This is a genomic window from Hymenobacter sp. (assembly GCF_031398885.1).
GTDB lineage: Bacteria > Bacteroidota > Bacteroidia > Cytophagales > Hymenobacteraceae > Hymenobacter.
In genome coordinates, this window is record NZ_JANNOD010000120.1 from 1 (window position 1) to 22,059 (window position 22,059).

The 22,059-nt window shown below is 64.0% G+C and carries 18 protein-coding genes; 16 read left to right on the forward strand and 2 right to left on the reverse strand.

Translation table 11 applies throughout. The features are described 5' to 3' along the window. Positions 1–131: 131 nt before the first annotated feature. The gene (locus RMO51_RS21370) at positions 132–773 is read right to left on the reverse strand and encodes an MBL fold metallo-hydrolase (RefSeq protein WP_310398019.1); all 642 of its coding nucleotides are present in this window, start codon (positions 771–773) and stop codon (positions 132–134) included. A 366-nt stretch (positions 774–1,139) separates the two neighbouring features. Here RMO51_RS21370 and RMO51_RS21375 point away from each other — a divergent pair, with 366 nt between their 5' ends. The 8 genes from RMO51_RS21375 to ccsA (RMO51_RS21410) all read left to right on the forward strand — a co-directional run bounded on the left by RMO51_RS21375 (position 1,140) and on the right by ccsA (RMO51_RS21410) (position 11,731). Further along, complete coding sequence (locus RMO51_RS21375) at positions 1,140–2,216, forward strand: FAD-dependent oxidoreductase (RefSeq protein WP_310398020.1); 1,077 nt, start codon at positions 1,140–1,142, stop codon at positions 2,214–2,216. Between the two features lie 198 nt (positions 2,217–2,414). After that, positions 2,415–5,669: a hypothetical protein gene (locus RMO51_RS21380; protein ID WP_310398021.1), complete on the forward strand. Its 3,255-nt coding sequence runs from the start codon at positions 2,415–2,417 to the stop codon at positions 5,667–5,669. Between the two features lie 43 nt (positions 5,670–5,712). Continuing rightward, on the forward strand, positions 5,713–6,381 hold the full coding sequence (locus RMO51_RS21385) for a heme exporter protein CcmB (RefSeq protein ID WP_310398053.1): 669 nt from the start codon (positions 5,713–5,715) through the stop codon (positions 6,379–6,381). A 71-nt stretch (positions 6,382–6,452) separates the two neighbouring features. Continuing rightward, entirely contained in the window at positions 6,453–7,184 is a 732-nt protein-coding gene (gene ccsA / locus RMO51_RS21390) for a cytochrome c biogenesis protein CcsA (protein ID WP_310398022.1), read from the forward strand. Further along, complete coding sequence (locus RMO51_RS21395; protein WP_310398023.1) at positions 7,174–7,416, forward strand: CcmD family protein; 243 nt, start codon at positions 7,174–7,176, stop codon at positions 7,414–7,416. Before ccsA (RMO51_RS21390) ends, RMO51_RS21395 begins: the two co-directional genes overlap by 11 nt. Before the next feature lie 94 nt (positions 7,417–7,510). Continuing rightward, complete coding sequence (locus tag RMO51_RS21400; RefSeq protein WP_310398024.1) at positions 7,511–7,939, forward strand: cytochrome c maturation protein CcmE; 429 nt, start codon at positions 7,511–7,513, stop codon at positions 7,937–7,939. Positions 7,940–8,022: 83 nt separating this feature from the next. Further along, positions 8,023–9,114, forward strand: coding sequence for a hypothetical protein (locus RMO51_RS21405; protein WP_310398025.1), 1,092 nt, complete (start codon positions 8,023–8,025; stop codon positions 9,112–9,114). 22 nt (positions 9,115–9,136) lie between these two features. Beyond that, a complete protein-coding gene (ccsA, locus tag RMO51_RS21410) occupies positions 9,137–11,731 on the forward strand; it encodes a cytochrome c biogenesis protein CcsA (protein ID WP_310398026.1) in 2,595 nt (864 codons plus the stop codon). Positions 11,732–12,007: 276 nt separating this feature from the next. Here the strand turns inward: ccsA (RMO51_RS21410) and RMO51_RS21415 are convergent, their stop codons facing one another. Then, positions 12,008–15,688, reverse strand: coding sequence for a T9SS-dependent choice-of-anchor J family protein (locus tag RMO51_RS21415; RefSeq protein ID WP_310398027.1), 3,681 nt, complete (start codon positions 15,686–15,688; stop codon positions 12,008–12,010). A 192-nt stretch (positions 15,689–15,880) separates the two neighbouring features. Between RMO51_RS21415 and RMO51_RS21420 the strand changes: the two genes are divergently transcribed. The 8 genes from RMO51_RS21420 (at position 15,881) to pruA (ending at position 22,046) form a co-directional block, all read left to right on the forward strand. After that, positions 15,881–16,675: a DUF2520 domain-containing protein gene (locus tag RMO51_RS21420; RefSeq protein WP_310398028.1), complete on the forward strand. Its 795-nt coding sequence runs from the start codon at positions 15,881–15,883 to the stop codon at positions 16,673–16,675. Between the two features lie 70 nt (positions 16,676–16,745). Continuing rightward, positions 16,746–17,084, forward strand: coding sequence for a 2Fe-2S iron-sulfur cluster-binding protein (locus RMO51_RS21425; RefSeq protein ID WP_310398029.1), 339 nt, complete (start codon positions 16,746–16,748; stop codon positions 17,082–17,084). A gap of 111 nt (positions 17,085–17,195) precedes the next feature. Continuing rightward, positions 17,196–17,432, forward strand: a complete 237-nt coding sequence (gene iscX / locus RMO51_RS21430; protein WP_310398030.1) for a Fe-S cluster assembly protein IscX — start codon at positions 17,196–17,198, stop codon at positions 17,430–17,432. A 173-nt stretch (positions 17,433–17,605) separates the two neighbouring features. Beyond that, complete coding sequence (locus RMO51_RS21435; RefSeq protein ID WP_310398031.1) at positions 17,606–17,800, forward strand: cold shock domain-containing protein; 195 nt, start codon at positions 17,606–17,608, stop codon at positions 17,798–17,800. Positions 17,801–17,946: 146 nt separating this feature from the next. Beyond that, entirely contained in the window at positions 17,947–18,885 is a 939-nt protein-coding gene (locus RMO51_RS21440; RefSeq protein ID WP_310398032.1) for a geranylgeranylglycerol-phosphate geranylgeranyltransferase, read from the forward strand. A gap of 110 nt (positions 18,886–18,995) precedes the next feature. Beyond that, the gene (locus RMO51_RS21445) at positions 18,996–19,688 is read left to right on the forward strand and encodes a YjjG family noncanonical pyrimidine nucleotidase (RefSeq protein ID WP_310398033.1); all 693 of its coding nucleotides are present in this window, start codon (positions 18,996–18,998) and stop codon (positions 19,686–19,688) included. An 84-nt stretch (positions 19,689–19,772) separates the two neighbouring features. Further along, positions 19,773–20,321: a hypothetical protein gene (locus RMO51_RS21450; RefSeq protein WP_310398034.1), complete on the forward strand. Its 549-nt coding sequence runs from the start codon at positions 19,773–19,775 to the stop codon at positions 20,319–20,321. A gap of 60 nt (positions 20,322–20,381) precedes the next feature. Next, positions 20,382–22,046 (forward strand): L-glutamate gamma-semialdehyde dehydrogenase, encoded by a 1,665-nt coding sequence (gene pruA, locus RMO51_RS21455; protein ID WP_310398035.1) that lies wholly within the window; start codon positions 20,382–20,384, stop codon positions 22,044–22,046. Positions 22,047–22,059 lie beyond the last annotated feature (13 nt).

Here is a 22,059-nt window from a genome sequence, read left to right on the forward strand (position 1 = left end):
ACATCTCGCTCGGGGGAGTGAACCAATCGTTCAACGAAGTGAGCGAGATGTCTCGGCAAGCTCGACATGACGTTCTGCAAGCTCGACATGACGTTCTGAATATGACGTCCTGTTTGCTCCCTGCTCAATTCTTAATTCAAAAAAGGGTTGCCGCGCCGCTCCTCCCCCACCGTGGTGGCGGGGCCGTGCCCGGGGTATACGGTGGTGGCGTCGGGCAGGCTCATCAACTCGGTGGCGATGCTGCGCAGGAGCGTGGCGTGGTCGCCGCCCGGCAAATCGGTGCGGCCGATGCTGCGCCGAAACAGCACATCGCCGCCGATGACCGTGGCCGTGGGCGCGTGGTAAAACACGACGTGACCCGGCGCGTGGCCCGGCGCGAAGCGCACCGCCAGCTCAGTGTCGCCGAAACGGACGGGCTGCCCGGCCGCCAGCGCGCCCGTGGGCTCGGCGGGCTGGTAGGCGGGGAAGCCGTAGTTGGCCGCGTAGGTGGGCGCGGCGCGCAGGGTGGGCAGGTCCAGGGGGTGCAGCAGAAACGGGGTGCCGGGCCAGGTGTTCAGCACGAACTGGTTGCCCAGCACGTGGTCGATGTGGGCGTGGGTATTGAGCAGCAGCGCCACCCGCAAGTCGTTGGCTTCGATGTACTGCCGCAGCGTCTGCTGCTCAGCCGCGGCGTAGCAGCCGGGGTCCACGACGGCGCACTGCCGGGTAGCGTCGTCAACCAGCAGGTAGGTGTTTTCGGAGAAGGCGTTGAAGGTGAACCCGACGACAGTCATACGGAATAGGGTCTCTGAGCAGGGCGGCAAAGTACGGCACAAAAGAAATGTTGAATTTTGAGGGCTGGGTTTTAGGTTGAAATTTACAGCCGCTTCGAGGTCAGGGTACAGACCGGGGCGGGGTGCGGGGCGGGCCCCGCCCGTCATCCGCGCCGCGGCGGCGGTTTCCCTGCAACAACGGACGGGGGTCCGTCCCGCACCCCACGCACACGAACCCGAGAACGGCTCTAACACTTCTCGGCTGGTAGCCACCCAGTTTTCAAGGGTCAGTTCATTTAAAAAAACCCGAAGTGCCCAGGCTGGCTTTCCTCGCCCCTCAACATTCAAACCTCAAATTTCAACATTTCCTATTCTACCTTGCCAGCGATGACGGACTGTGACTTTTTGGTGGTGGGCCACGGCATTGCGGGCGCTACCCTGGCCTACGTGCTGCGCCAGCGCGGGCACCAAGTGCTGGTCTACGACCCCGGCCAGGCCAACTCGGCCTCGAACGTGGCGGCCGGCCTCATGAACCCGGTGGCCGGCAAGCGCTTTGCCCTCACGTGGCGCGCGGCCGACCTGCTGCCTTTTGCCGCCGCGTTCTACCGCGAGCTGGAGCAGCGCTACCAGCAGCCGTTCTTCACCGAGACGCCCATCCTCAAGCTATTTGCCTCGCTGGAAGAGCAGAACGCCGTGCTGGCCCGCAGCGCCGACCGCCCGTGGGGCGACTTCCTGGCCGGCCTCGCCACCGCCGACCCTGGTTTGGCGGGCGTGAACGGCCCGTTCGGGGGGGCGTGGCTGCGGCACGGCGGGCACGTGGCCGTGCGCGAGCTGCTGGCCGCCCTGGCCGCCGACGGCACCCGCGACGGCTGGCTGCGGCATGAAGCCTTCGACTGGACCCGCCTCGTGCTCGACCCGGCCGCCGTCACCTACGCCGGGCAGGTGCGCGCGCGCCACGTCATCTGCTGCGAGGGGGCGGCGGCGGTGCGCAACCCGTACTTCGGCTGGCTGCCCCTCACCCCCAACCAGGGCGAGGTGCTCGACGTGACTTGTGCTGGCCTGAGCGCGGCGCAGGTCCTCAACCGCGGGGCCTACGTGGTGCCGCTGGGCGCGGGCAGGTTTCGGGTGGGGGCCACGTATCGCTGGCCCCCGTTTGCCGACGGCCCCACCGCCGTGGGGCGCGAGGAGCTGGCAGCCCGGCTGGTAGTGCTCACCGACCTGCCCTTTGCCGTGGTGGAGCAGCGGGCCGGCGTGCGGCCGGCCGTGCGCGACCGCAAGCCCCTGCTGGGGCCGCACCCGACGCTGCCCGTGTTAAGCTTTTGCGGCGGCTACGGCTCCAAAGGCGTGATGCTGGCCCCCCGGCTGGCTACGCTGCTGGCCGATAACCTGGAAGGCCGGGCCGAAATCTGGCCGGACGTCAGCCTGCAGCGCTACAACGCGTTGCGGCCAACTGGCGTAATTTGAGTATTATTGGTTGCGGGTCCGGTGGGGCCACCGGCTCGGCACGCAATTGAATCGGGGCGGTGAAACTAATCCCGGCCAAAAGCATTTATTCCACCACGCCCGTATCTCCCGGGGTTCGGACGGATTTTCGCAGCGCGTTCCATCATTTTCAACGCATCGGCGGACGAGATTCCGCCTTCGCTCGTTGCTCCTTTTACCATGACCATTTCTCTATTCGCGAAGCGCGCCCTGGGGGCCTTGGCATTGCTGGTACCGCTGCTGAACGCCCCCGCGGCCCGGGCCCAGACGGCCCAGGAGCCATTCGGGCGGGTGCGCGTGCAGCACAAGCAGTTCCGCTGGCAGCAGCTCAGCACCCAGAATTTCAACGTGATGTACTACGACGGCGGCGAGCCCAGCGCCCGCCGCGCGGCCGAGTACGCGGAGAAGGAGCTGCAGCGCATCACGGCCCTCATTGGCTATTATCCCTACTCCAAAACCACCCTGCTCTTTTATAATTCGGTGGGCGACTTGCGGCAGAGCAACATCGGCCTCACCGCCACCCAGCAGCAGATAAATGGCGGCGAAACCCCGCTGGCCCGCATGAGCAAGGTCCAGATAGCCTTCACAGGGCAGGAAACCGAGTTCAAGCGCACGCTGAGCACCCAGATTACCGAGGTGCTGCTCAACGACATGATGTACGGCGGCTCGCTGAAGGAAGTGCTGCAAAGCAGCTACCTACTGCAGCTGCCCGACTGGTTCATCGGAGGCGCGGCGGCCTATGCGGCCGAGGGCTGGAGCGTGGAGATGGACGGCTTCATGCGCGACATGAGCAAGCAGTACCCCACCGGCAACCGCACGGCGCCGTTCTTTCTGCGCAGCTCGAACCTGGCCGGCCAGAGCATCTGGAACTTCGTGGCCGAACGCTACGGCTACACCACCATCCAGAACATTCTGAACCTGACGCGCATCACCCGCGACGTGGAAGTGGGCATCAGCTCGTCGCTAAACGTGCCGTACAAGGTGTTTTTGAAAGACTGGCTGGCGTACTACCGCGAGCTCAACGGGCAGCCCGTGGCCACGCTGGCGGAGCCGGACAAGAAATTCCGGCAGGGCGGCCGCAACCGCCACGCCGACGTATTTTCGCAGCCCGTGGTGAGCCCCAACGGTCAGTTTTTGGCCTACGCCCAGAACGAGCAGGGCCGTTACCGCGTGATGACGATGCGCCGCGACGGCACCCACCGCCGCATCCTGAGCCGCGGCGGCCACAAAACGCCCGACCAGCAAGTAGAAACCCGCCTGCCCGTGCTGGCCTGGCGCGGCAACGCCCAGGTGGCCGTGGCGGAGATGAAGCACGGCGCCATGGCCTTGCGCCTGCGCGACGCCGACGGCCGCGGTCTGGTGCGCCGGGTGCGCGAGGCCATTCAGTTTTCGCGGCCCGCCTCGCTGTTCGAAGCCTACGACCAGGTGCTGAGCATGAGCTACTCGCCCGACGGCAAGGCCTTGGTGTTTAGCGCCGTGCGCAACGGCCAGAACGATATTTACCTGCTGCGCGCCGGCAGCCGCAAGGCCGAGCAACTTACCAACGACCTGTTCGACGACGTGCAGCCCGTGTTTCTGCCCGGCGGGCGGGCCCTGGTGTTCAGCTCCAACCGCTACCTCGACTCGCTGGGCCAGGCCCGCCCCGCCACCTTCCAGAACGTGGTCAACAACTACGACCTGTTCCAGTACCACCTCGACGGACGGGCCACGCCGGTGGAAACGCTGGTGAGCACCATCTCGAACGAAACCCGGCCCCGCGCCATCTCCGACGACGAAATTCTGTACCTGGGCGAGGAGAGCGGGGTGCGGGCCCTGTACCGGTACTCGCTGAAAACCAAGCAGCGCGCGCCGCTGACCAATTGGCTGCCCAACACCCAGGACTTCGATTACAACCCGCAGACGTCGGCGCTGGTGTTTGTGGCCCCGACGCAGGCCCGCGACATCCTGTACGTCTACCCCGAGTACCCGCTGCCCGCCGCGCTGCCCCTCACCAAAACCGCCCGCCAGCAAACTTTGGAAGACCGGTCGGTGCCACCGCCCCGCGCCGCCGCGCCCAAGCCGGCGCCGGCCCCGGCCCCCGTCACGACCACTGCAGCGCCCGCCGACTCGGCCACCACGCCGCCAGCCGCGCGGCGCGCGCGCAAGGCCGGCGAAACCGTGAACACCAGCGACTACCAGTTTGAGGAAGACGAGCCCGCGCAGGCCACGGCGGCCAAGCGCCGGCGCCCCACTCCCACGGCGGCTTCCGCCACCGCCCAGGCCAAGGCCGACGCGCCGGCCCTGACCGGCCCCTTCCGCTACGACACCCGCTTCCTGGCCGACAACGTGTCGACGGCCCTATTCGTGGACCCGCTCCTGGGCCTGGGCCTGCAGTTCCGGGCGGCCCTGACCGACGTGCTGGAGAACCAGCGCATCGACGCTGGCCTGTTTGGCCTTTTTGATTTGCGAACCAGCAACATCCGCGCTTCCTACACCAACCTCACGCGCCGCTACGACTGGAGCATTGCCTACCAGAAGCAGGCCTACTTCTTCGACCTCGAAGACGGCCGCTACCGCTACGGCCGCCACGAAATTGCGCCCACCATTGCTTACCCCCTCACCCACAACCTGAGCGTACGCGGCGGCCCCCGCTTCGTCACCATTTCCCGCACCCGGCTGGGCGAGCTGAGCACCAACGACGACCAGAGCAACAACTACATCGGCTACAACGGCGAAGTGGTGTTCGATAACAGCGTCGCCACCGGCGTGAACATGGTGAGCGGCACGCGCCTGAAAGCCAGCGTGAACAGCCAGTACAGCTTGGCCGACAAAAACCTGAATTTTGGCAAATTTGTGGTCGACCTGCGCCACTACCAGAAAGTCAGCCGCTCCATCGTGTGGGCCAACCGCGCCAGCTACGGGCAGTTTTTTGGCCCCCGCCAGCAACTGTTTCGGATTGGCGGCATGGACAACTGGCTGAATGCCGGGTACGAGCAGCCCCGTTTTCTGACCGGCTACACGGCCCCCGACCAGGTGTTCAACCAGGAGTTCGTCACCAACCTGCGCGGCTTCGACTACAGCGCCCGCAGCGGCCCCCGGTACGTGGTGTTCAACAGCGAGCTACGCATTCCCATTGTGCAGTACTTCGCCCGCAAGCCCATCTACTCGGGCTTCTTCCGCAACCTGCAGCTCACCGGTTTCGCCGATGCCGGCACGGCCTACTCGGGCACTAACCCATTCGGGGTCGACAATTCCGCGAATACCGTCAACAGGACGTTCAATCAGTTCTTTTCGGCCACCGTGGTCAACTTTAAAAACCCCTTCCTCGTCGGTTACGGCGTGGGGGCCCGCACCACGCTGCTCGGTTTCTACGGCAAAGCCGATGTGGCCTGGGGGCAGGAAGACTTCGTGACGAAGGCGCCCAAATTCTACTTCTCGCTGGGCTACGACTTTTAACGATGGGTTATCTTTGCGGCTCAAACCCACCTTGCCCGTGCCGCTGCTCCGCGAAATTTCCACCCTGCTGGCCAAAGACTTCCGCCTGGAGTGGCGGCAGCGCGCGGCCCTGGGCGGGCTGCTGCTCTACGTGGGCAGCACGGTGTTCGTGTGTTTTCTGAGCTTTAGCCTGCGCGGCGGCCAGCCCCCGCCCCCGGCCTGGAACGCCCTGCTGTGGGTCATTCTGTTGTTTGCGGCCGTCAACGCCGTGGCCAAGGGCTTCATGCAGGAAAGCCCCGGGCAGCGCCTCTATTACTACACGCTGGTGCGGCCCCAGGCCATTATTCTGGCCAAGATGCTCTACAACGCTCTGCTGCTGGCGGCCGTGGCGCTGCTGGGGCTGTTCCTCTACACCGTGTTCCTGGGAAACCCCATTCAGGACGGGCCGCTGTTCGTGGCCAACCTGCTGCTCGGGGCCGTGGGCTTTGCCACCACGCTCACGCTGGTGTCGGGCATCGCGGCCAAGGCCGGCGGCAACGGGGCCACCCTCATGGCCGTGCTGGGCTTTCCGGTGATGGTGCCCATGCTGCTGCTGCTCATCAAGGTGAGCAAAAACGCGCTGGACGGCCTCGACCGCGGCGTGAGCCAGCAGTCGCTGCTCACGCTGCTGGCGCTCAACCTGCTGGTGGGGGCCATGTCGTACGTGCTGTTCCCTTTTCTGTGGCGGGGCTGAGCCCTGGGGCCGGCCCTTGGTGAATGGGCCGGACTTGCTAACATTATCCGTCGATTTTACTTATTATCTCCATGAGCGAAGTCATTCAATTACCTACTGAGGACCTGGTGCGTGGCACGGCCACGACGCCCCGCCCCCGGGCCCTGGCGTGGTGGAAAATGCTGACCATCGGGCTGCTGCTGTATTCGGCGGTGGCGGGCTTTCTGCTGCCGGTGCCGCGGCTGGCCATCGTGAACGAGAGCATCCGCAACCTCTACTTCCACGTGCCCATGTGGTTTGCCATGATGGTGATTCTGGGCGCGTCGGTGGTGCGCTCCGTGCAGTACCTGCGCCAGCCCTCGGCCCGGCTCGATATTCTAAGCCACGAAGCGGCCAAGAGCGGCATCGTGCTGGGCGTGTTGGGCCTGGCCACCGGCAGCCTGTGGGCCAAGTACACCTGGGGCGCGTGGTGGACGCCCGACCCGCGCCTGAACGCCGCCGCCGTGGCCCTGCTCATTTACGGCGCTTACCTGGTGCTGCGCGGCTCCTTCCGCGACGAGCAGCAGCGGGCCCGGGTGTCGGCCATCTACAACATCTTCGCCTTCGCGGCAGCCGTGCCCCTGCTGTTCATCCTGCCCCGCATCGCGGGCAATAGCCTGCACCCCGGCCAGACCGGCAATCCCGGCTTCAGCCAGTACGACCTCGACAGCACCATGCGGCTGGTGTTTTACCCCGCCGTCATCGGCTGGATTCTGTTCGCCTTCTGGATGACCCAGGTGAGCAGCCGGCTCGCCCTTTTGCAATTGAAACTCGATGAAAAATAACCTTTTGGCGCGCCTTATCGGCGGGCTGGCACTGCTACAATTCGTGCTTTTCACGGCCACCACGGCCCTGGCCCAGGCGGCCGACGCGCCCGAGATGGCCGACGGCCTGCGCCAGAGCGGCAAAATCTACGTGGTGGTGGGAGCGGTGGTCGTCATCGTCGCCGGCCTGCTGTTCTACCTCGTTTCGCTCGACCGCAAAGTGAGCCGGCTGGAGCAGGAAATAAAAAAATAGCCGGGCACCCAACCGCGGGCTGGCTTGTTATCAACCCGAACCCGACGCCCGCCGAATTGCGCGCGGCGCTGGGCTTACCGAATACTTTCGCCGCATGAAAAAGTCGCACCTGTTCATCATTGCCATCATCGCGGTGGCCGCCGCCATCATCCTCAGCACCACCGCCGATGCCAGCGTGTACGTGGGCTTCGGTGAGGCCCGGGCCCGGGCCGCTGAGGGCAACACCACTAAAGTGCACGTGGTGGGTAAGCTGCTGCGCGACGCGCAGAAACGCCCCCTGGGTCTGGAGTACGACCCGATGAAGGACCCCAATTACTTCGCCTTTTCGCTGGTTGACACCAACCGCGTGGTGCAGCGCGTGATTTACAACAACCCCAAGCCCCAGGACTTCGACGCCTCCGAGCAGGTGGTGATTACCGGCAACATGCGCGGCCAGGTGTTCATGGCCGACAACATCCTGCTGAAGTGCCCCAGCAAGTACGTCAAGAAGGACCTGGACGGCGCCACGGCTTCGGTTAACTAGGCGTTGCGTTGGTTCCCGGGCAATTAGTATCGTCAGACGGCTTCCGCGCACTATTCTGCTTTGGGAGCCGCGTTTTGCTTTGCTTGCTGCCCGCCTTTATTCCCCTCGCCGCCTTGGGCCAGGTGCCCAACGATGACATTGAAAACCGGCGCCGGCTTACGCTGGAGGAAGTGGCTACCTCCAACACCACTGGCTGCACCGTGCAGCGCCGCTGCGTGGACGAGCGCCTGACCGGCAAGTGCATCGAGTACCACAACGACCAGTGGTTTGAGTTCACGCCCCGGGCCGCGGGCCGGTACTTCGTCAACATCGGCAGCCAAAAATGTCGCGACGTGCGCGGAGTGCAACTGGTGGTGCTCACGGGCCCGCCCTGCCAGCCCGCCACCTACCGCGTGCTGAGCTGCACCTCCCTCGGCACCCAGGACGACGTGTTCGTGACCCTGGATTCGTTGCGGGCCGGCCAGCCCTACTTCCTGAACGTGGACGGCTACCTCAAGGACTTTTGCCAGTTCACGCTGCAGGTGAGCGGCCGGCCGGTTGGAATGCCCGTGAGCTACTTCCCGCCCAGCCCCACCCGGGTGCTGCCCACCGTGGGCCGCGTGGTGGAGCTGCGCTGGACCCTGCCGGACTCGCTGGCCGCCGCGCCCGCCTTCCGGGTGCTGCGCCGCGAGGTGCACCAGTACCGCAGCACCGAAGTGCGCCGGGTGGCGGTGCGCCGCGACACCTACGGCCGGCCCGAAACCGCCTACGCCGTGGCCGATACCCTGCCCGGGCCCGGCACCTACGACTACCAGGTGCTAACCACCGCCGAACCCGACGCCGGCCCGGCCCCGGTGCGCCTGCGCCAGTGGTGGTACGCGTTCGACCAGCCCGCGCTGCCGCAGCCGGGAGCCGCCTTCGCCCGCGACGATGAATTGACCCTGCCGCTGCGCAAGTACCCCGCGAATGCGCGGCTGTCGGTGGTGGTTACCGACCCGGGCAGCGGGCGGGTGCTACTGGCCCGGCAGCTCGTGCACCAGCCCGCCAATCGCCGCCAGGGGCTGCTGCCGGTGCGCAAGTGGCAGGCCGCCGGCCTGGAAAAAATTGCCGTCGCCATCACTTGTCACCCCGTGCGCGGCGACTTTTTCACCGATAAGTTGTTGTTAGCCATACCAGCCCCGGCGACGCGGCCGTAAATTTGCCCGATACCCTTCGCATATGAATCTTCTGATTGGAAATATTGGCCACCTGAGCGTGATTGTTGCGTTTGCGGCGGCGCTGGTGGCGGCTTATGGCTACTACCAGGCCACGGCGGGCCGGCCCCTGGGCGACAACGACGCCGGCTGGCTGCGCATTGCGCGCGGGGCGTTTTTGGTGCACGGCGCGGCGGTGCTCACGGTGGTGGGCTGTCTGTTCAACATTATCCACGCCCACCGCTACGAGTATTACTACGCCTGGAGCCACAGCTCCAACCACCTGCCAGTGGAGTACATGATTTCCTGCTTCTGGGAAGGCCAGGAGGGCAGTTTTCTGCTTTGGATATTCTGGCACGTGGTGCTGGGCCTGTGCATCATGCGCTTCAACCGCAAGTGGGAAGCGCCGGTGATGGCCGTGTTCAGCGGCGTACAGCTGTTTTTGGTGAGCATGATTCTGGGCGTGGTGCTGGGCGGCGTGAAAGTGGGTTCTTCACCCTTCATCCTGCTGCGCGACTTCCTCACCGACCTGCCGGTGTTCAAGCTCAACCCCGACTTCGTGCCCAAGGACGGCACCGGCCTCAACGCCCTGCTGCAGAACTACTGGATGGTGATTCACCCACCCACGCTGTTCCTGGGCTTTGCCCTTACGCTGGTGCCGTTTGCCTTCGCCATCGCCGGCCTGTGGAAACGCGAGCTGACGGCCTGGGTGAAGCCGGCCCTGCCCTGGACGCTCGTCGGCGGCGGGGTGCTGGGCGTGGGCGTGGTGATGGGCGCCTATTGGGCCTACGAAACGCTGAACTTCGGCGGCTACTGGAACTGGGACCCGGTCGAGAACGCCGTGTACATCCCGTGGCTGGTGCTGGTGGCCTCGCTGCACGGCATGGTGCTCTGGCAGAAGCGCCGCCTGGGCCTGCGCACTTCGTTTGCGCTGGTGGTGGCCACCTTCATTCTGATTCTGTACGCCACCTTCCTCACCCGCAGCGGCGTGCTGGGCAACGCCTCGGTGCACTCTTTTACCGACCTGGGCTTGTCGGGCCAGTTGCTCATTTACCTGGGCGCATTCACCGTGCTGGCCGTGGCCCTGCTGGTGTGGCGCTGGAAGGAAATTCCGATTTCCGAGAAGGAGCTGACCATGTACAACCCCGAGCTGTGGGTGTTCGTGGGCGCTACGGTGCTGTGCCTGGGGGCGTTCCAGGTGCTGTTCACCACCAGCATTCCGGTGTATAATGCCCTCATGGGCCTGATTGGCATTAAAACCAACGTGGCCCTGCCCGCCGACCAAATTGCTCACTACTCCAAGCTGCAGCTGTGGATGGGCGTGAGCGTGGCCCTACTTTCGGGCGTGGCCCAGATTATGTGGTGGCAGCGCAACGACAAGAATTCCGTCATCAACGCCCTGACCGCGCCCACCCTGCTGGCCCTGCTGGGCACGGCCCTGGTGGTGCTGCTGGTGCGCTACAATAAGCTCACCATCACGCCGGCCTACATCGCGCTGGTGCTGGCCGGGCTGTTTGGGGTGCTGGCCAACTTCGGCACCATCTTCACGCTGCTGCGGCGCGGGGTGCGGCTGTCGGGCGGCGCGGTGGCCCACCTGGGCATTGCACTGATGCTGCTGGGCGTGCTGGCCTCGTCGGGCTACTCGAACATCATCTCGCGCAACGTGTCGGGCCTGCTCTACTCGCGCGAGTTTACTGAGGACCTGAACCGCGACAACGTGCTGCTCTGGCGCAACGAAGCCACCCGCATGCAGGACTACGAGCTGACCTACACCGGCCAGTTCTACGAGGTGCCCGGCGTGCCCGGCTACGTCGACAAGCAGTACCTCTTCCGCACCGACGACGAGTACAAGGCCCTGGCCCGCGCCCCCATCATCAGCCAGGGCAAGACCTACTACAAGACCGGCGACACCGTCGCCATCCTGCCCGAAAACACCTACTACCGCATCAACTACCGGAATCAGAAATCCGGCGACGAGTTCACGCTCTACCCCCGCGGGCAGGTGAACGAGGAGATGGGCGGCCTGCTAGCCTCGCCGGACATCAAGAAATTCTGGGGCCACGACATATACTCGCACATCAGCTCGGTGATGGACCCGCGCAAGGAGAAGCCCTGGAGCGAGGCCAAGGAGCACGTGCTGGCGGTGGGCGATACCATTTACCTAAATGACTACTTCGCCGTATTCCGGGCCATTGAGCCGGCCCACGAAACCGCCGGCCTCAACCTGCAGAAAGGCGACCTCGCCCTGCAAGCCGACGTGATTGTGCACGGCGAAAAGCGCCAGTACCACGCCCACCCCGTGTTTGTGGTACGCAACCGCCTGGTGGGCCGGGTGCCCGACGAAGTGGACGACCTCGGCGTGCGCATCAGCCTGAACAACATCGACCCGGTGGCGGGCAAGTTCACCTTCGGCGTGAGCACCACCCAGAAGGACTACGTCATCCTCAAGGCCATGGAGAAGCCCTTCATCAACCTGCTCTGGAGCGGCACGCTGCTCATGGCCCTGGGCTTCGGCCTGAGCCTGCGGCAGCGCAGCCGCAAAGGCGCCGTGGTGGAAGTGGCGCCCGAAACGCTGGCGGAGCCCCGGGGCCGGGCGGTCCGCCCGCAGCCGGTGGGGTAGCGCAGGGCCGTTCACACCGACCATCTAATCAAGAAAAAGCCATTCCGGGTGCTGGAATGGCTTTTTTAGGCTTGAAGAACCTATCCGAAAAACAAATTAAACGTCCTGTTCAGCGCAGCAAAACTATTTTTCGGATAGGTTCTAACTCTTCGCTGCGTCCGATAAGGTCTTCACTGCACTTGGAAGTACATCGGCGGTCCCGCGCAAAAGCGGGCTGCTCAACAAAAAGGGCCGCCCAACCGGACGGCCCTTTCTGCTGAAAACGTAAGCCGCGGCTTACTTCACGATGGCAATCTGCTGCATAGTGTACTCCTCGCCGTTGCGCACCTTCAGGTTGTAGATGCCCGAAGCCAGGCCCGACAGGTCCAGCGCGGTGCGCAGGTTGTCCTTGGCCGTGCCGGCGTACACGCGCTGGCCCAGCATGTTGGTCACTTCCACGGCCAGGGCCTGCTTGGCGTTCGCGCCCCGGATTTCGAGGTTGAACACCCCGGAATTAGAAGGGTTAGGGAATACGCTCACGGCGCGGCGCAGCGCTTCCGACGTGGCCAGCGGGCCGGCGGAAATCGTCAGGTCGTCCACGGCCAGAAAGCCTTGGTCGGCCCCGCTCAGGGCGTGGAAGCCCACGTAGTAGGTACCGGCGGCGGGCGCGATGTCGAGTACCGCCGGCGTGCTGGCATTGTCCAGCAAGGCGTAAGTGGCGGTAGTGATGTTGTTGTTAGTGAAGATGGTGGTGGTTTGCCCGGCCGGGGTGGCCGTGGCGCCGTACTTCACTTCCAACTGCTCAACGAAGCTGCCCCCCGTCGAAGCCGGGGCCACGCGGTAGTAGAACGACAAGCGGTAGCGCTGCCCGGCGGCCAGGGTCAGGGCGGGCGTGTAGAACCAGTCGTTGGCGCCCACCGTCCGGTCGGCGTCATTGACGACGTAGGCCATGGCATTGGGGGCCGAGCGGGCCACGTTGGCCGTGCTGAAAGGGGCCGCCGTGCTCCGGGCCTGCCAGGTAAAGCCGTCGGCATTGCTGTCGGTCACGGTGATGCCGCAGGGCAGGGTCTGGCCGGTGGCCACTACGTCGAAGTTCTGCGCGTAGGGAAAGGCGCTGATGACGGGCGCCGTGCACACCGTGGTGGCGCCCACAGGCCCGGCCAGGGCGCTCTGGTCCGTGGCGCTGCAAATGGCCCGGAGGTAGAAGTCGTAGGTGGTGCCGGCCGTCAGGCCCGTCAGCGTGTAGGTCGTGCCCGTGAAAGTAGCCGTGGTGCTGCTGGTCCCACTGGGCGTGAAGCCCTGGGGGCCGTACACAATCTGGTAGCCCGTGGCGCCGGCCGGGGCCGTAAACGAAAACGAGGCCGAAGTAGCCGTACTGCCCGTAACGGCCAGGCCCGTTGGCACAGGGCAGGTGGCGGGCACCGCGGTTTCGGCTTCCAGCATGTAGCGGAGAGGGTCTGCGGCAGCAATATCTGACGGAGCAAACGCCGGCGTAACGCCAACGTTAAAGAAAAGACCCGTACGAGCCGGGGTTTCAGCTTGGTATCCCATGGGGAATACAGTAACGTTGGTGGTACCTGCTGGCACTACCTGAGCCATACCAACCAAAAAGTCGCCCGTTGGCACGCTGACCGACATATTAAAGGTGTGCAGTTGGCCTAAATCAGCCGCCGCTATTATGTAATCAGCTGACCGGCCGAGGACGGCGCCCGTGGTTGCATTTAGCACTACTCCGTACACGGTGGTGGTGCGTTGGCCGTTGGTGGCGTTGGGTACCAGGTTGGCATCGTTGCCAATAACGGCGCGCACGGCCGTCACATCGCGTGGGGCATTCACCGTGAACTTGCCACAGAAAGCCACGGTGCGGGCCGCCGCCAGAGATGGGAAGCCGACGCTGCTGGTTTGCGATACACCCGGGGCGATGAAGGAGAACGTGTTGGCGCTGGTGGCCATAGCCTGAGCTATCGAGTTGTTGCCGTTGTTGTCGTCGCCGGGTACCGTTACGGTTACCGTATTGGCCCCAACATTGGGCAAGCTGATATTGGAAAAGCTAACTGTAGCCGTGCCGCTTACGGCCAGCAAAGGCACGGTTTGGGTCAGGGTCAAAGTGTTGGCGCCGGTAATGCTTAGCGTCACCACCGTAGGAGTATTAACGGCAGAGGCGCCGGCGTTGCGCACCACGGCCCGCAAACTGAAGGGGTTGCCCACCGGCACGGCAATGGAGCCGTAGCCCTGGATTTCATTCACCGCCACGTCGTTGTTGGCCGGAGCTGCCGTCACGGCTTCCAGCATGTATTTGTTTGTTCGGCCGGCTGTGGCCGCAATATCAATGGGAGGGCCACCCGCCGCCGCAATTTGGTAGAAAGTACCCGGGCGGGTTGGCGTTTCGTTTTGCACACCCATGGGGAAAAAGCTGGCCGTGCCGTTGCTGGCGGGCGATACCTGCACCATGCCCACAATGAAATCGCCCGCTGGCACCGTCACCGGCGCCGTCAGGGTGAAAGTATGAAGTGTGTTGGCATCGGCCGTGGTCACCACGAAGTCAGGGGAGCGGCCCAGAATAGCGCCGGTGGTCGAGTTCACCACCACCCCGTACAAAGTTTCGCCCACCGTTGTTTTCTGAGTAGGGGGAATGTTTTGCGCGTCGAAAACGAACGCGCGGACGGCCGTAATCGAACGGGCAGCACTCAATGAAAACTTAGCGCCAAACCCAATCTCCGTGCCCGACTGAAACCCAACGGCGCTGGCGGCTCCAAGACCCGGCGAGATGTAGGAGAACGTTGTGGGGTTGACAACCTGGATTTCGGCCAGCGAGTTGTTCGTGTTGTTGTCATCGCCAGGCAAGGATACCGTGACGGTATTCGTACCCTGATTGGCCAGCGGATAATCCGCGAACGTCACCGTGGCAGTAGCCCCAGGGGCCAGCGAGGCAACGGTTTGCGTATTGGTGAAGGGATTAGCCCCTGTTACATTCAGCGTGGCCACCACATTAGTCAGCGTATTGGTGCCGCTGTTGCTGACGACGGCCCGCACAACCTGGGGCGTCGCGCCAGGCACCGCGAGCTGGTTGATGGTGTACACCTGGGTAACGCCGGCGTCGTTGGGCAAGCTCGGCACGAAACGGTACGTACGCCCGTTGTCTACTGGCACCGCCTGACGAAAGTTGAATGCGCCGGTTGCGCCGGCCGTCACCGGACCGCTAGCGAACGTAACCGCCACGTCACCCCACGGGCTAGTGGAGCCCTTAGTGACGCGCAGAATCTGATTAGCGGCATTACCAGAGCCCTTTATACCCACTTGCGCGTATTTGAAATTGTTATTGGCCGCGGGCGCGGGCGTGGTGTTTTCGTACACAAATTCCACGGTGCCGTTGGCTTCGTATAGCCGCACCTGAAACGATATATTGGCGTACTGCGTGGCCACGGCGGCTCCGCCAGACGCAGCAGCCTGGGACTTATCCGCCACGTTCTTCCACTGAATGGTGCACACTTGGCTGCCCGCCGCGCCGGTAGTGGCCACGCGGTATTCCGCGGGGCCGGTGCCAGCCAACAAGTCATAGTTGAAGGGTGCCAGCAGGTTCACGTCGCTCGCCGCGGTGCCCAACAATGCTCCGCCGTTGTTGAACTGCGCGAATGCCGTGTACAGGCCCACAGTGGGCGCCGTCATTCCCGCCGCTGAGCCCAGCTTCAAAAAGCCGTTGGTGTTCAAAATAAAACGGTCCATCGCTGCGCCGTTGTAAGCAAAGTTGAACCCGATGAGCTGCTCGGCAGAGTTTGCATCGTCGTTGTTGGCCGTTGCAATGGCGGTACCGGTCGTGCCGAGGTCTGTGTAAGTGCCGGATATGTTTTGCGCGTTGCTCAGCGGGTAGTCAAGCAATTGCGCGTGCGCTGTGCCCACGGCACCAGTCGCCAGCACTGCGGCCAAGGCCCAGTGCCGTAAGCGCGAGTTCAGTCCCGTGCAGTTGTAGTGTTGTTTCATGAACGAAGAAAAGATAAGAGGGTGCAAAAAATCAGGAAGCTGCCCTAAACCAACCGGAGTTTACCTGCCGGGCGAGGAAGTAGATTTGGAGCTACAAGTTGCTAAACTTTTGGCATAACATAGCCAGTTGCTGCCCACTTACCACCACTCACTGCGCCCCGGCCGGGCAACTTTCCCCTTCGCCCAACCCCAATGCCGCTTCAAAATTCTAATTCTTTGCGCATTGGCTTGCTTGGCGCCGGCCGCGTGGCCAGCCAGTTGGGGCCGGCGCTGGCCGCCGCTGGCCACCGCGTGGCCTTTGTGTGGAGCCGCACCGCCCCGGCCACTGCCGCGCTGGCTGCCCAGCTGCCCGGCGCGCTGGCCCTGAGCACCCTGGCCGCGCCCCTGCCCCCGGCCGACGTGTACCTGCTGGCCGTGCTCGATGCCGCCGTGGCCCCGCTGCTGGCCAGCGTGGCCTGGCCCGCCGGGGCGCTGGTGGCGCACCTGGCCGGGGCCCTGCCGCTGGCCGTGTTCGCCGCCCGGCCGGACGTGCGTGGCGGCGTGTTTTACCCCCTGCAAACGTTCAGCCCGGGCCGGACCATCGACTGGCCGGCGGTGCCGCTGTGCATTGAGGCCGCCGACCTGCGGGCCGAAACCACCTTGCTGGCCCTGGCCGCCAGCCTCAGCCGCCACGTGCGGCGGCTCGACTCGGCCCAGCGGCTGCGGCTGCACGTGGCGGCTGTATTTGCCAACAATTTCACCAATCACCTGCTTGGTATAGCCGACGCTCTGCTGGCCGAGGCCGACCTCCCGCCCGCCCTGCTGGCCCCGCTGGTGCGCGAAACCGTGAACAAAGCCCTGGCCAATCCGCCCTTCGCGGTGCAGACCGGGCCCGCCGTCCGCCGCGACGCGCCCACCCTGGCGGCCCACCAGGCGGCGCTGGCGACGCACCCGGCGTGGCAGGCGCTCTACGCCCAACTCACCGCCAGCATCCAGGCGCAGCTTTGATGCCGGGGCCGGGCCGAGTACCTTTGCGGCGGCAAACGCCGTGTTCTTTTCGCCTTTTTTGCTTCTCGTTTTGTCCGTTCCTGCCGCTACCACCATCACCTTCCAGCTCAGCGACGGCCAACCGGCCCAGACCCACGTGGCGGCCCCCGGTGAATCGGTGCTCGACGTGGCCCTCAACAACGGCATCCAGCTGCAGCACAACTGCGGCGGGGTGTGCGGCTGCAGCACCTGCCACATCTACGTCAATTCGGGCGGCGACGACCTGCCCGAAATCAGCGACAAGGAAGAAGATTTCATTGACCGCGCCGAGAATCCGCGCATCAACTCGCGCCTGGCCTGCCAGTGCGTGGTCGAAGCCGACATGCAATTGGTCGTCACCGTCCCGCCCCAGCACTTCCTGGGCCACTAAATTTGAATTAAGAATTAAAAATTAAGAATTAAAAAATGCGTGCGACAGATGCTTGCGCTTTTCGACTTCATAATTTTTTAATTCTTAATTTTTAATTCTTAATTCAACAGAATGACCCATTTTGAGCCGCCCATGCACTGGGCCGACCACGAGGACATCGCCATGGCCCTGTACGAGAAATTTGGCGACGATTTCCCGGAGGCCAAAATCTACCGCATTCGGTTCACCGACCTCATTGAGTGGGTGCTGAGCTTGCACAACTTCGACGGCACTCGTGAGCAGGCCACCGAGGGCCATCTGGAGCAGATTCAGGCCAAGTGGGTGTACGAGTGGCGCGATAATCAATAACCGATAAAGTGGAATCAATAACGGACAAAGTGGCGGCCGGCCGCCGGATGCCGGGGCCAACCCCCCGCTGGTTTCCCGCGTAAGCTGGCCTGGAGTGGCCGTGAAATGCCATTTCAGGCATTCCCGCACGCCTTTACCCGGGCCGTTATCCACCTTTCCACTTTTGCTTTTGCATGAAAACCGGCATCATTAAATTTTTCAACGAAGCCAAGGGCTACGGCTTCGTGACCGACGACCAAACGAAAGAAGACTTTTTCGTGCACGTAACCGGCCTCAACGGCACCACGGTGCAACAGAACGACCGGGTGGAATTCGAAACGCAGGAAGGCCGCAAGGGCATCAACGCCGTCAACGTCCGCAAAGTCTGAGCCCCCGCGACTTGCCTTGCCCGCAACAAAAGAGCTTTTCCTCGCCGGGAAAAGCTTTTTTGTTGCCCTGCCCCGCCGGCATTGCCGCCCCGTCCGCCACTTTCCCCAGCCTTTTTCCCCGACCTTTGCCCCCTGCCGCGCCCCCCATGAACCAGCCCTCGCCCAAGCCGTCCGCCGCCGTGCCTCTGCCGCCGACAGCGGAAGGGCTGGGCACGGCCCTGCCCACGCTGGTGCGCTGGCCCAACCTGCTGATTATGCTGCTGTGCCTGGCCCTGGTGCGGGCCGGCCTGCTGCTGCCGGCGCTGCCGCTGCGCACGGCGCTGCTGGCCCCGCGCTTCGGGCTGCTGGTGCTGGCGGCGCTGCTGGTGGCGGCCGCCGGCTACATCATCAACGACTACTACGACGTGAAAATCGACGCCATCAACCGGCCCGACCGCCTGGTGATTGGCCGGGTGGTGAACCGGCGCAAGGCCATGCTGGCCCACCTGGTGCTGAGCGCCGCGGGCGTGGGGCTGGCCGGCTGGCTGCACCCGGTGCTGGGGGCCGTCACGCTGGGTACGGCGCTGCTGCTGTGGGGCTACTCGGCGCGGTTCAAGCGCGTGGCCTTGGTGGGCAACGTGAGCATTGCCACCCTCACCGCCGCGCTGGTGTTGCTGCCGGAATTGCAGTTGCAACTGGCCCGCAACGACGCCCACAGCGTGGTGTGGCCCTACGCGCTGGCGGCGTTTCTGCTCACGGTGGTGCGCGAAATTGTAAAGGACGTGGAAGACATGCGCGGCGATGCCCAGCACGGCTGCCGCACCCTGCCGCTGGTGTGGGGCGTGGCGCGCACCAAGTGGGTGGCCGGATTTTTCCTGGCCTGCCTGGCGCTGTTAACCCTGGGGGCCACGGGCCGTTTGCTGATGAGCGGGCAATGGCCGCTGGGCACGTGGCTCACGCTGCTCGTGCTGCTGCCCATGGCCCAACTGACCCGCTTGCTCATCCGGGCCGACCGGCGGCGGCACTTCCATCACCTCAGCGCCTGGTGCAAGGGCATCATGCTAGCGGGCGTGCTCAGCATGGCGCTGGCCGGCAGCATCAACTAATGATTAGTTGTAAACGGTTAGTGGTTAGCTGAACTTCCAACCCAATTGCCTACTACCTGCAAAAACCATCTACTGCTAACCACTGACCACTAATCATTAACCGCTATTTCGTGAAATACCGCCACATCTTCTTCGACCTCGACCACACGCTGTGGGATTTTGAGAAAAACGCCGACGAGACGCTGCGCACGCTGTTCGACCGGCACGACTTTGTGCGGTTCGGCACCTTCACGGTGGAGCAGTTCATCGGCGTGTACAGCGACATCAACCACGCCCTGTGGCGCCTGTACCAAAGCAATAAAATCACCCAGCAGCAGCTGCGCGACGTGCGTTTCGTGCGCACGCTAACTCGTTTGGGCGTGGCGGAAGCGGACGTTCCGCCCACCATTTCGGCGGAGTTCACCGACATTCTCCCGCGGAAATCGGCGGTGTTTCCCTACACCCACGAGGTGCTGGACTACCTGAAGCCCAGCTACCGCCTGCACCTGATCACGAACGGCTTCAACGACATCCAGGGCATCAAGCTGGCCTCGGCCAACCTGACGCACTACTTTGAGGAGGTCATCACCTCCGAGCACAGCGGCCACCTCAAGCCCGACCCGCGCATGTTCCGGCACGCGCTGGAACGCACCGGCGCCACGGCCGCCGAAAGCATCATGATAGGCGACAACCTGGAATGCGACGTGCTGGGCGCCTACAACGCCGGCATCGACCAGGTCTATTTCAACCCCGACAAGCGGCGCCACTTCAACCAGATAACCCACGAAATCAGTTGCCTGAGCGAGTTGAAGGCCATTTTATAATTGGTTGTTGGTGCTTGGTGCTTGGTTATATCACATGAAGCCCATGGCACATTTCACCAAACACCAACAACCAGGCACCAACCCATGATACACCTCATCGGCCTATCCGGCCGCCGGGGCAGCGGCAAAGACACCGTGGCCCGCCTGCTGCAACAGCTACAGCCCCAGCGCATCTGGCAAATCCGCTCCTTCGGCGACTCCATCAAATCCGTGTGCGCCGCCCTGACGGGCGAGGACGTGGCGCCCTACCACACCCAAAAAGGCAAGGCCCAGCGGATGCCCACCTTCCAGCGGACCCGCGGCGAGCTGTTGCAGCAGGTGGGCCAGGCGCTGCGGGTGTGGGAGCCGCTGGTGTGGGTCGATGCCTTCTTCGCCCGGCTTCCCGCCGACGCCTTCGTGCTGGTGCCCGACGTGCGCTACCCCAACGAAGCCGACCCCATCCGCCGGCGCGGCGGCCTGGTGCTGCGCGTGGAAGGCGACCCATTGCGCCAGCGCGGCGACGGCACCCGCAACGACGACCACCCCAGCGAAACGGCCATGGACGCCTACCCGCATTTCGCCGCCACGCTGCATAATACCGGCTCGCCCGACGACCTCACGCGCCAGGTGCAGGCGTTGCTGAAGCTGCTTTGAGATTCCCTTTACCTTTGCCCCACCGAACTAAAACTCCCACCAACACCCAACCAGAACCCCATGGCCAACGGCTTTTTCAACGTTCCCGTCCCAACTAACGAACCCGTAAGAGGCTACGCGCCCGGCTCCAAAGAGCGGCTGGAATTGCAGCAACAACTCAAGAGCCTGCGCGGGCTGGAGCTGGACATTCCGATGTACATCGGCGGGCAGGAAGTGCGCACCGGCCAGACCCAGCGCATCAGCCCGCCGCACGACCACCAGCGCACCATCGGCCACTTCCACGCCGGCGACGCCAGCCACGTGACGCTCGCCATCGAAGCCGCCCTGGCCGCCCGTCCGGCTTGGGCCGAGCTGCCCTGGGAGCACCGCGCCGCCATCTTCCTCAAAGCCGCCGACCTGCTGGCCGGCCCCTACCGTGCCCGCCTCAACGCGGCCACCATGCTGGGCCAGAGCAAAAACGCCTTCCAGGCCGAAATCGACGCCGCCTGCGAGCTGATTGACTTCTTCCGCTTCAACGTGCATTTCATGCAGGAAATCTACCGGCAGCAGCCCGAGAGCCTGCCCGGCATGTGGAACCGCCTGGAGCACCGCCCCCTGGAAGGCTTCGTGTTCGCCCTCACGCCCTTCAACTTCACGTCCATCGCCGGCAACCTGCCCGCCTCGGCGGCCCTGATGGGCAACGTGGTGGTGTGGAAGCCCGCCAACACCCAAATCTATTCGGCCCAGGTGCTGATGGAATTGTTCAAAGAAGCCGGCGTGCCCGATGGCGTCATCAACCTCGTGTACGTGGACGGCCCCACGGCCGGCGACGTCATCTTCGCGCACCGCGACTTTGCCGGCATTCACTTCACCGGCTCCACGGGCGTGTTCCAGAACATCTGGAAGACCATCGGCCAGAACATTGCTTCCTACAAATCCTACCCGCGCATCGTGGGCGAAACCGGCGGCAAAGACTTCATCCTGGCCCACCGCACCGCCCACCCCAAAGCCGTGGCCGTGGGCATCAGCCGGGGCGCGTTCGAGTACCAGGGCCAGAAATGCTCGGCCGCCTCGCGCGTCTACCTGCCCTCCAACCTCGCCGATGAGATTCTGGGCTACGTGAAGGAAGACCTCGCCTCGTTCAAAATGGGCGACGTGGAAGACTTCGGCAACTTCATCAACGCCGTTATTACCGAGGCCTCTTTCGATAAACTGGCCAGATACATCGACGGCGCCAAGGCTGACCCGAACGCCGAAATCATTGCCGGCGGCGGCTACGACAAATCAAAAGGCTACTTCATCGAGCCCACCGTCATCGTGACCAAAGACCCGAAGTACGTCACCATGTGCGAGGAGTTGTTCGGCCCCGTGCTCACGGTGCACGTCTACGATGCCGATAAGTTCGAAGAGACGCTGGCGCTGGTCGACAGCACTTCGCCCTACGCCCTCACCGGCGCCGTGTTCGCGCAGGACCGGTACGCCATCGACCTGGCCTCGAAGACGCTGGTGCACGCGGCCGGCAATTTCTATATCAACGACAAGCCCACCGGCGCCGTGGTGGGCCAGCAGCCCTTCGGCGGCGCTCGCGCCTCCGGCACCAACGACAAAGCCGGTTCCCTGCTCAACCTGCTCCGCTGGGTATCCCCCCGCGCTATCAAGGAAACCTTCGTGCCCGTCACCGATTACCGCTACCCCTTCCTGGGCGCGGAGCCGGCCGAGGATTTGAACCGCGACAAAGGCTTGTAACCAAAACGGCCCG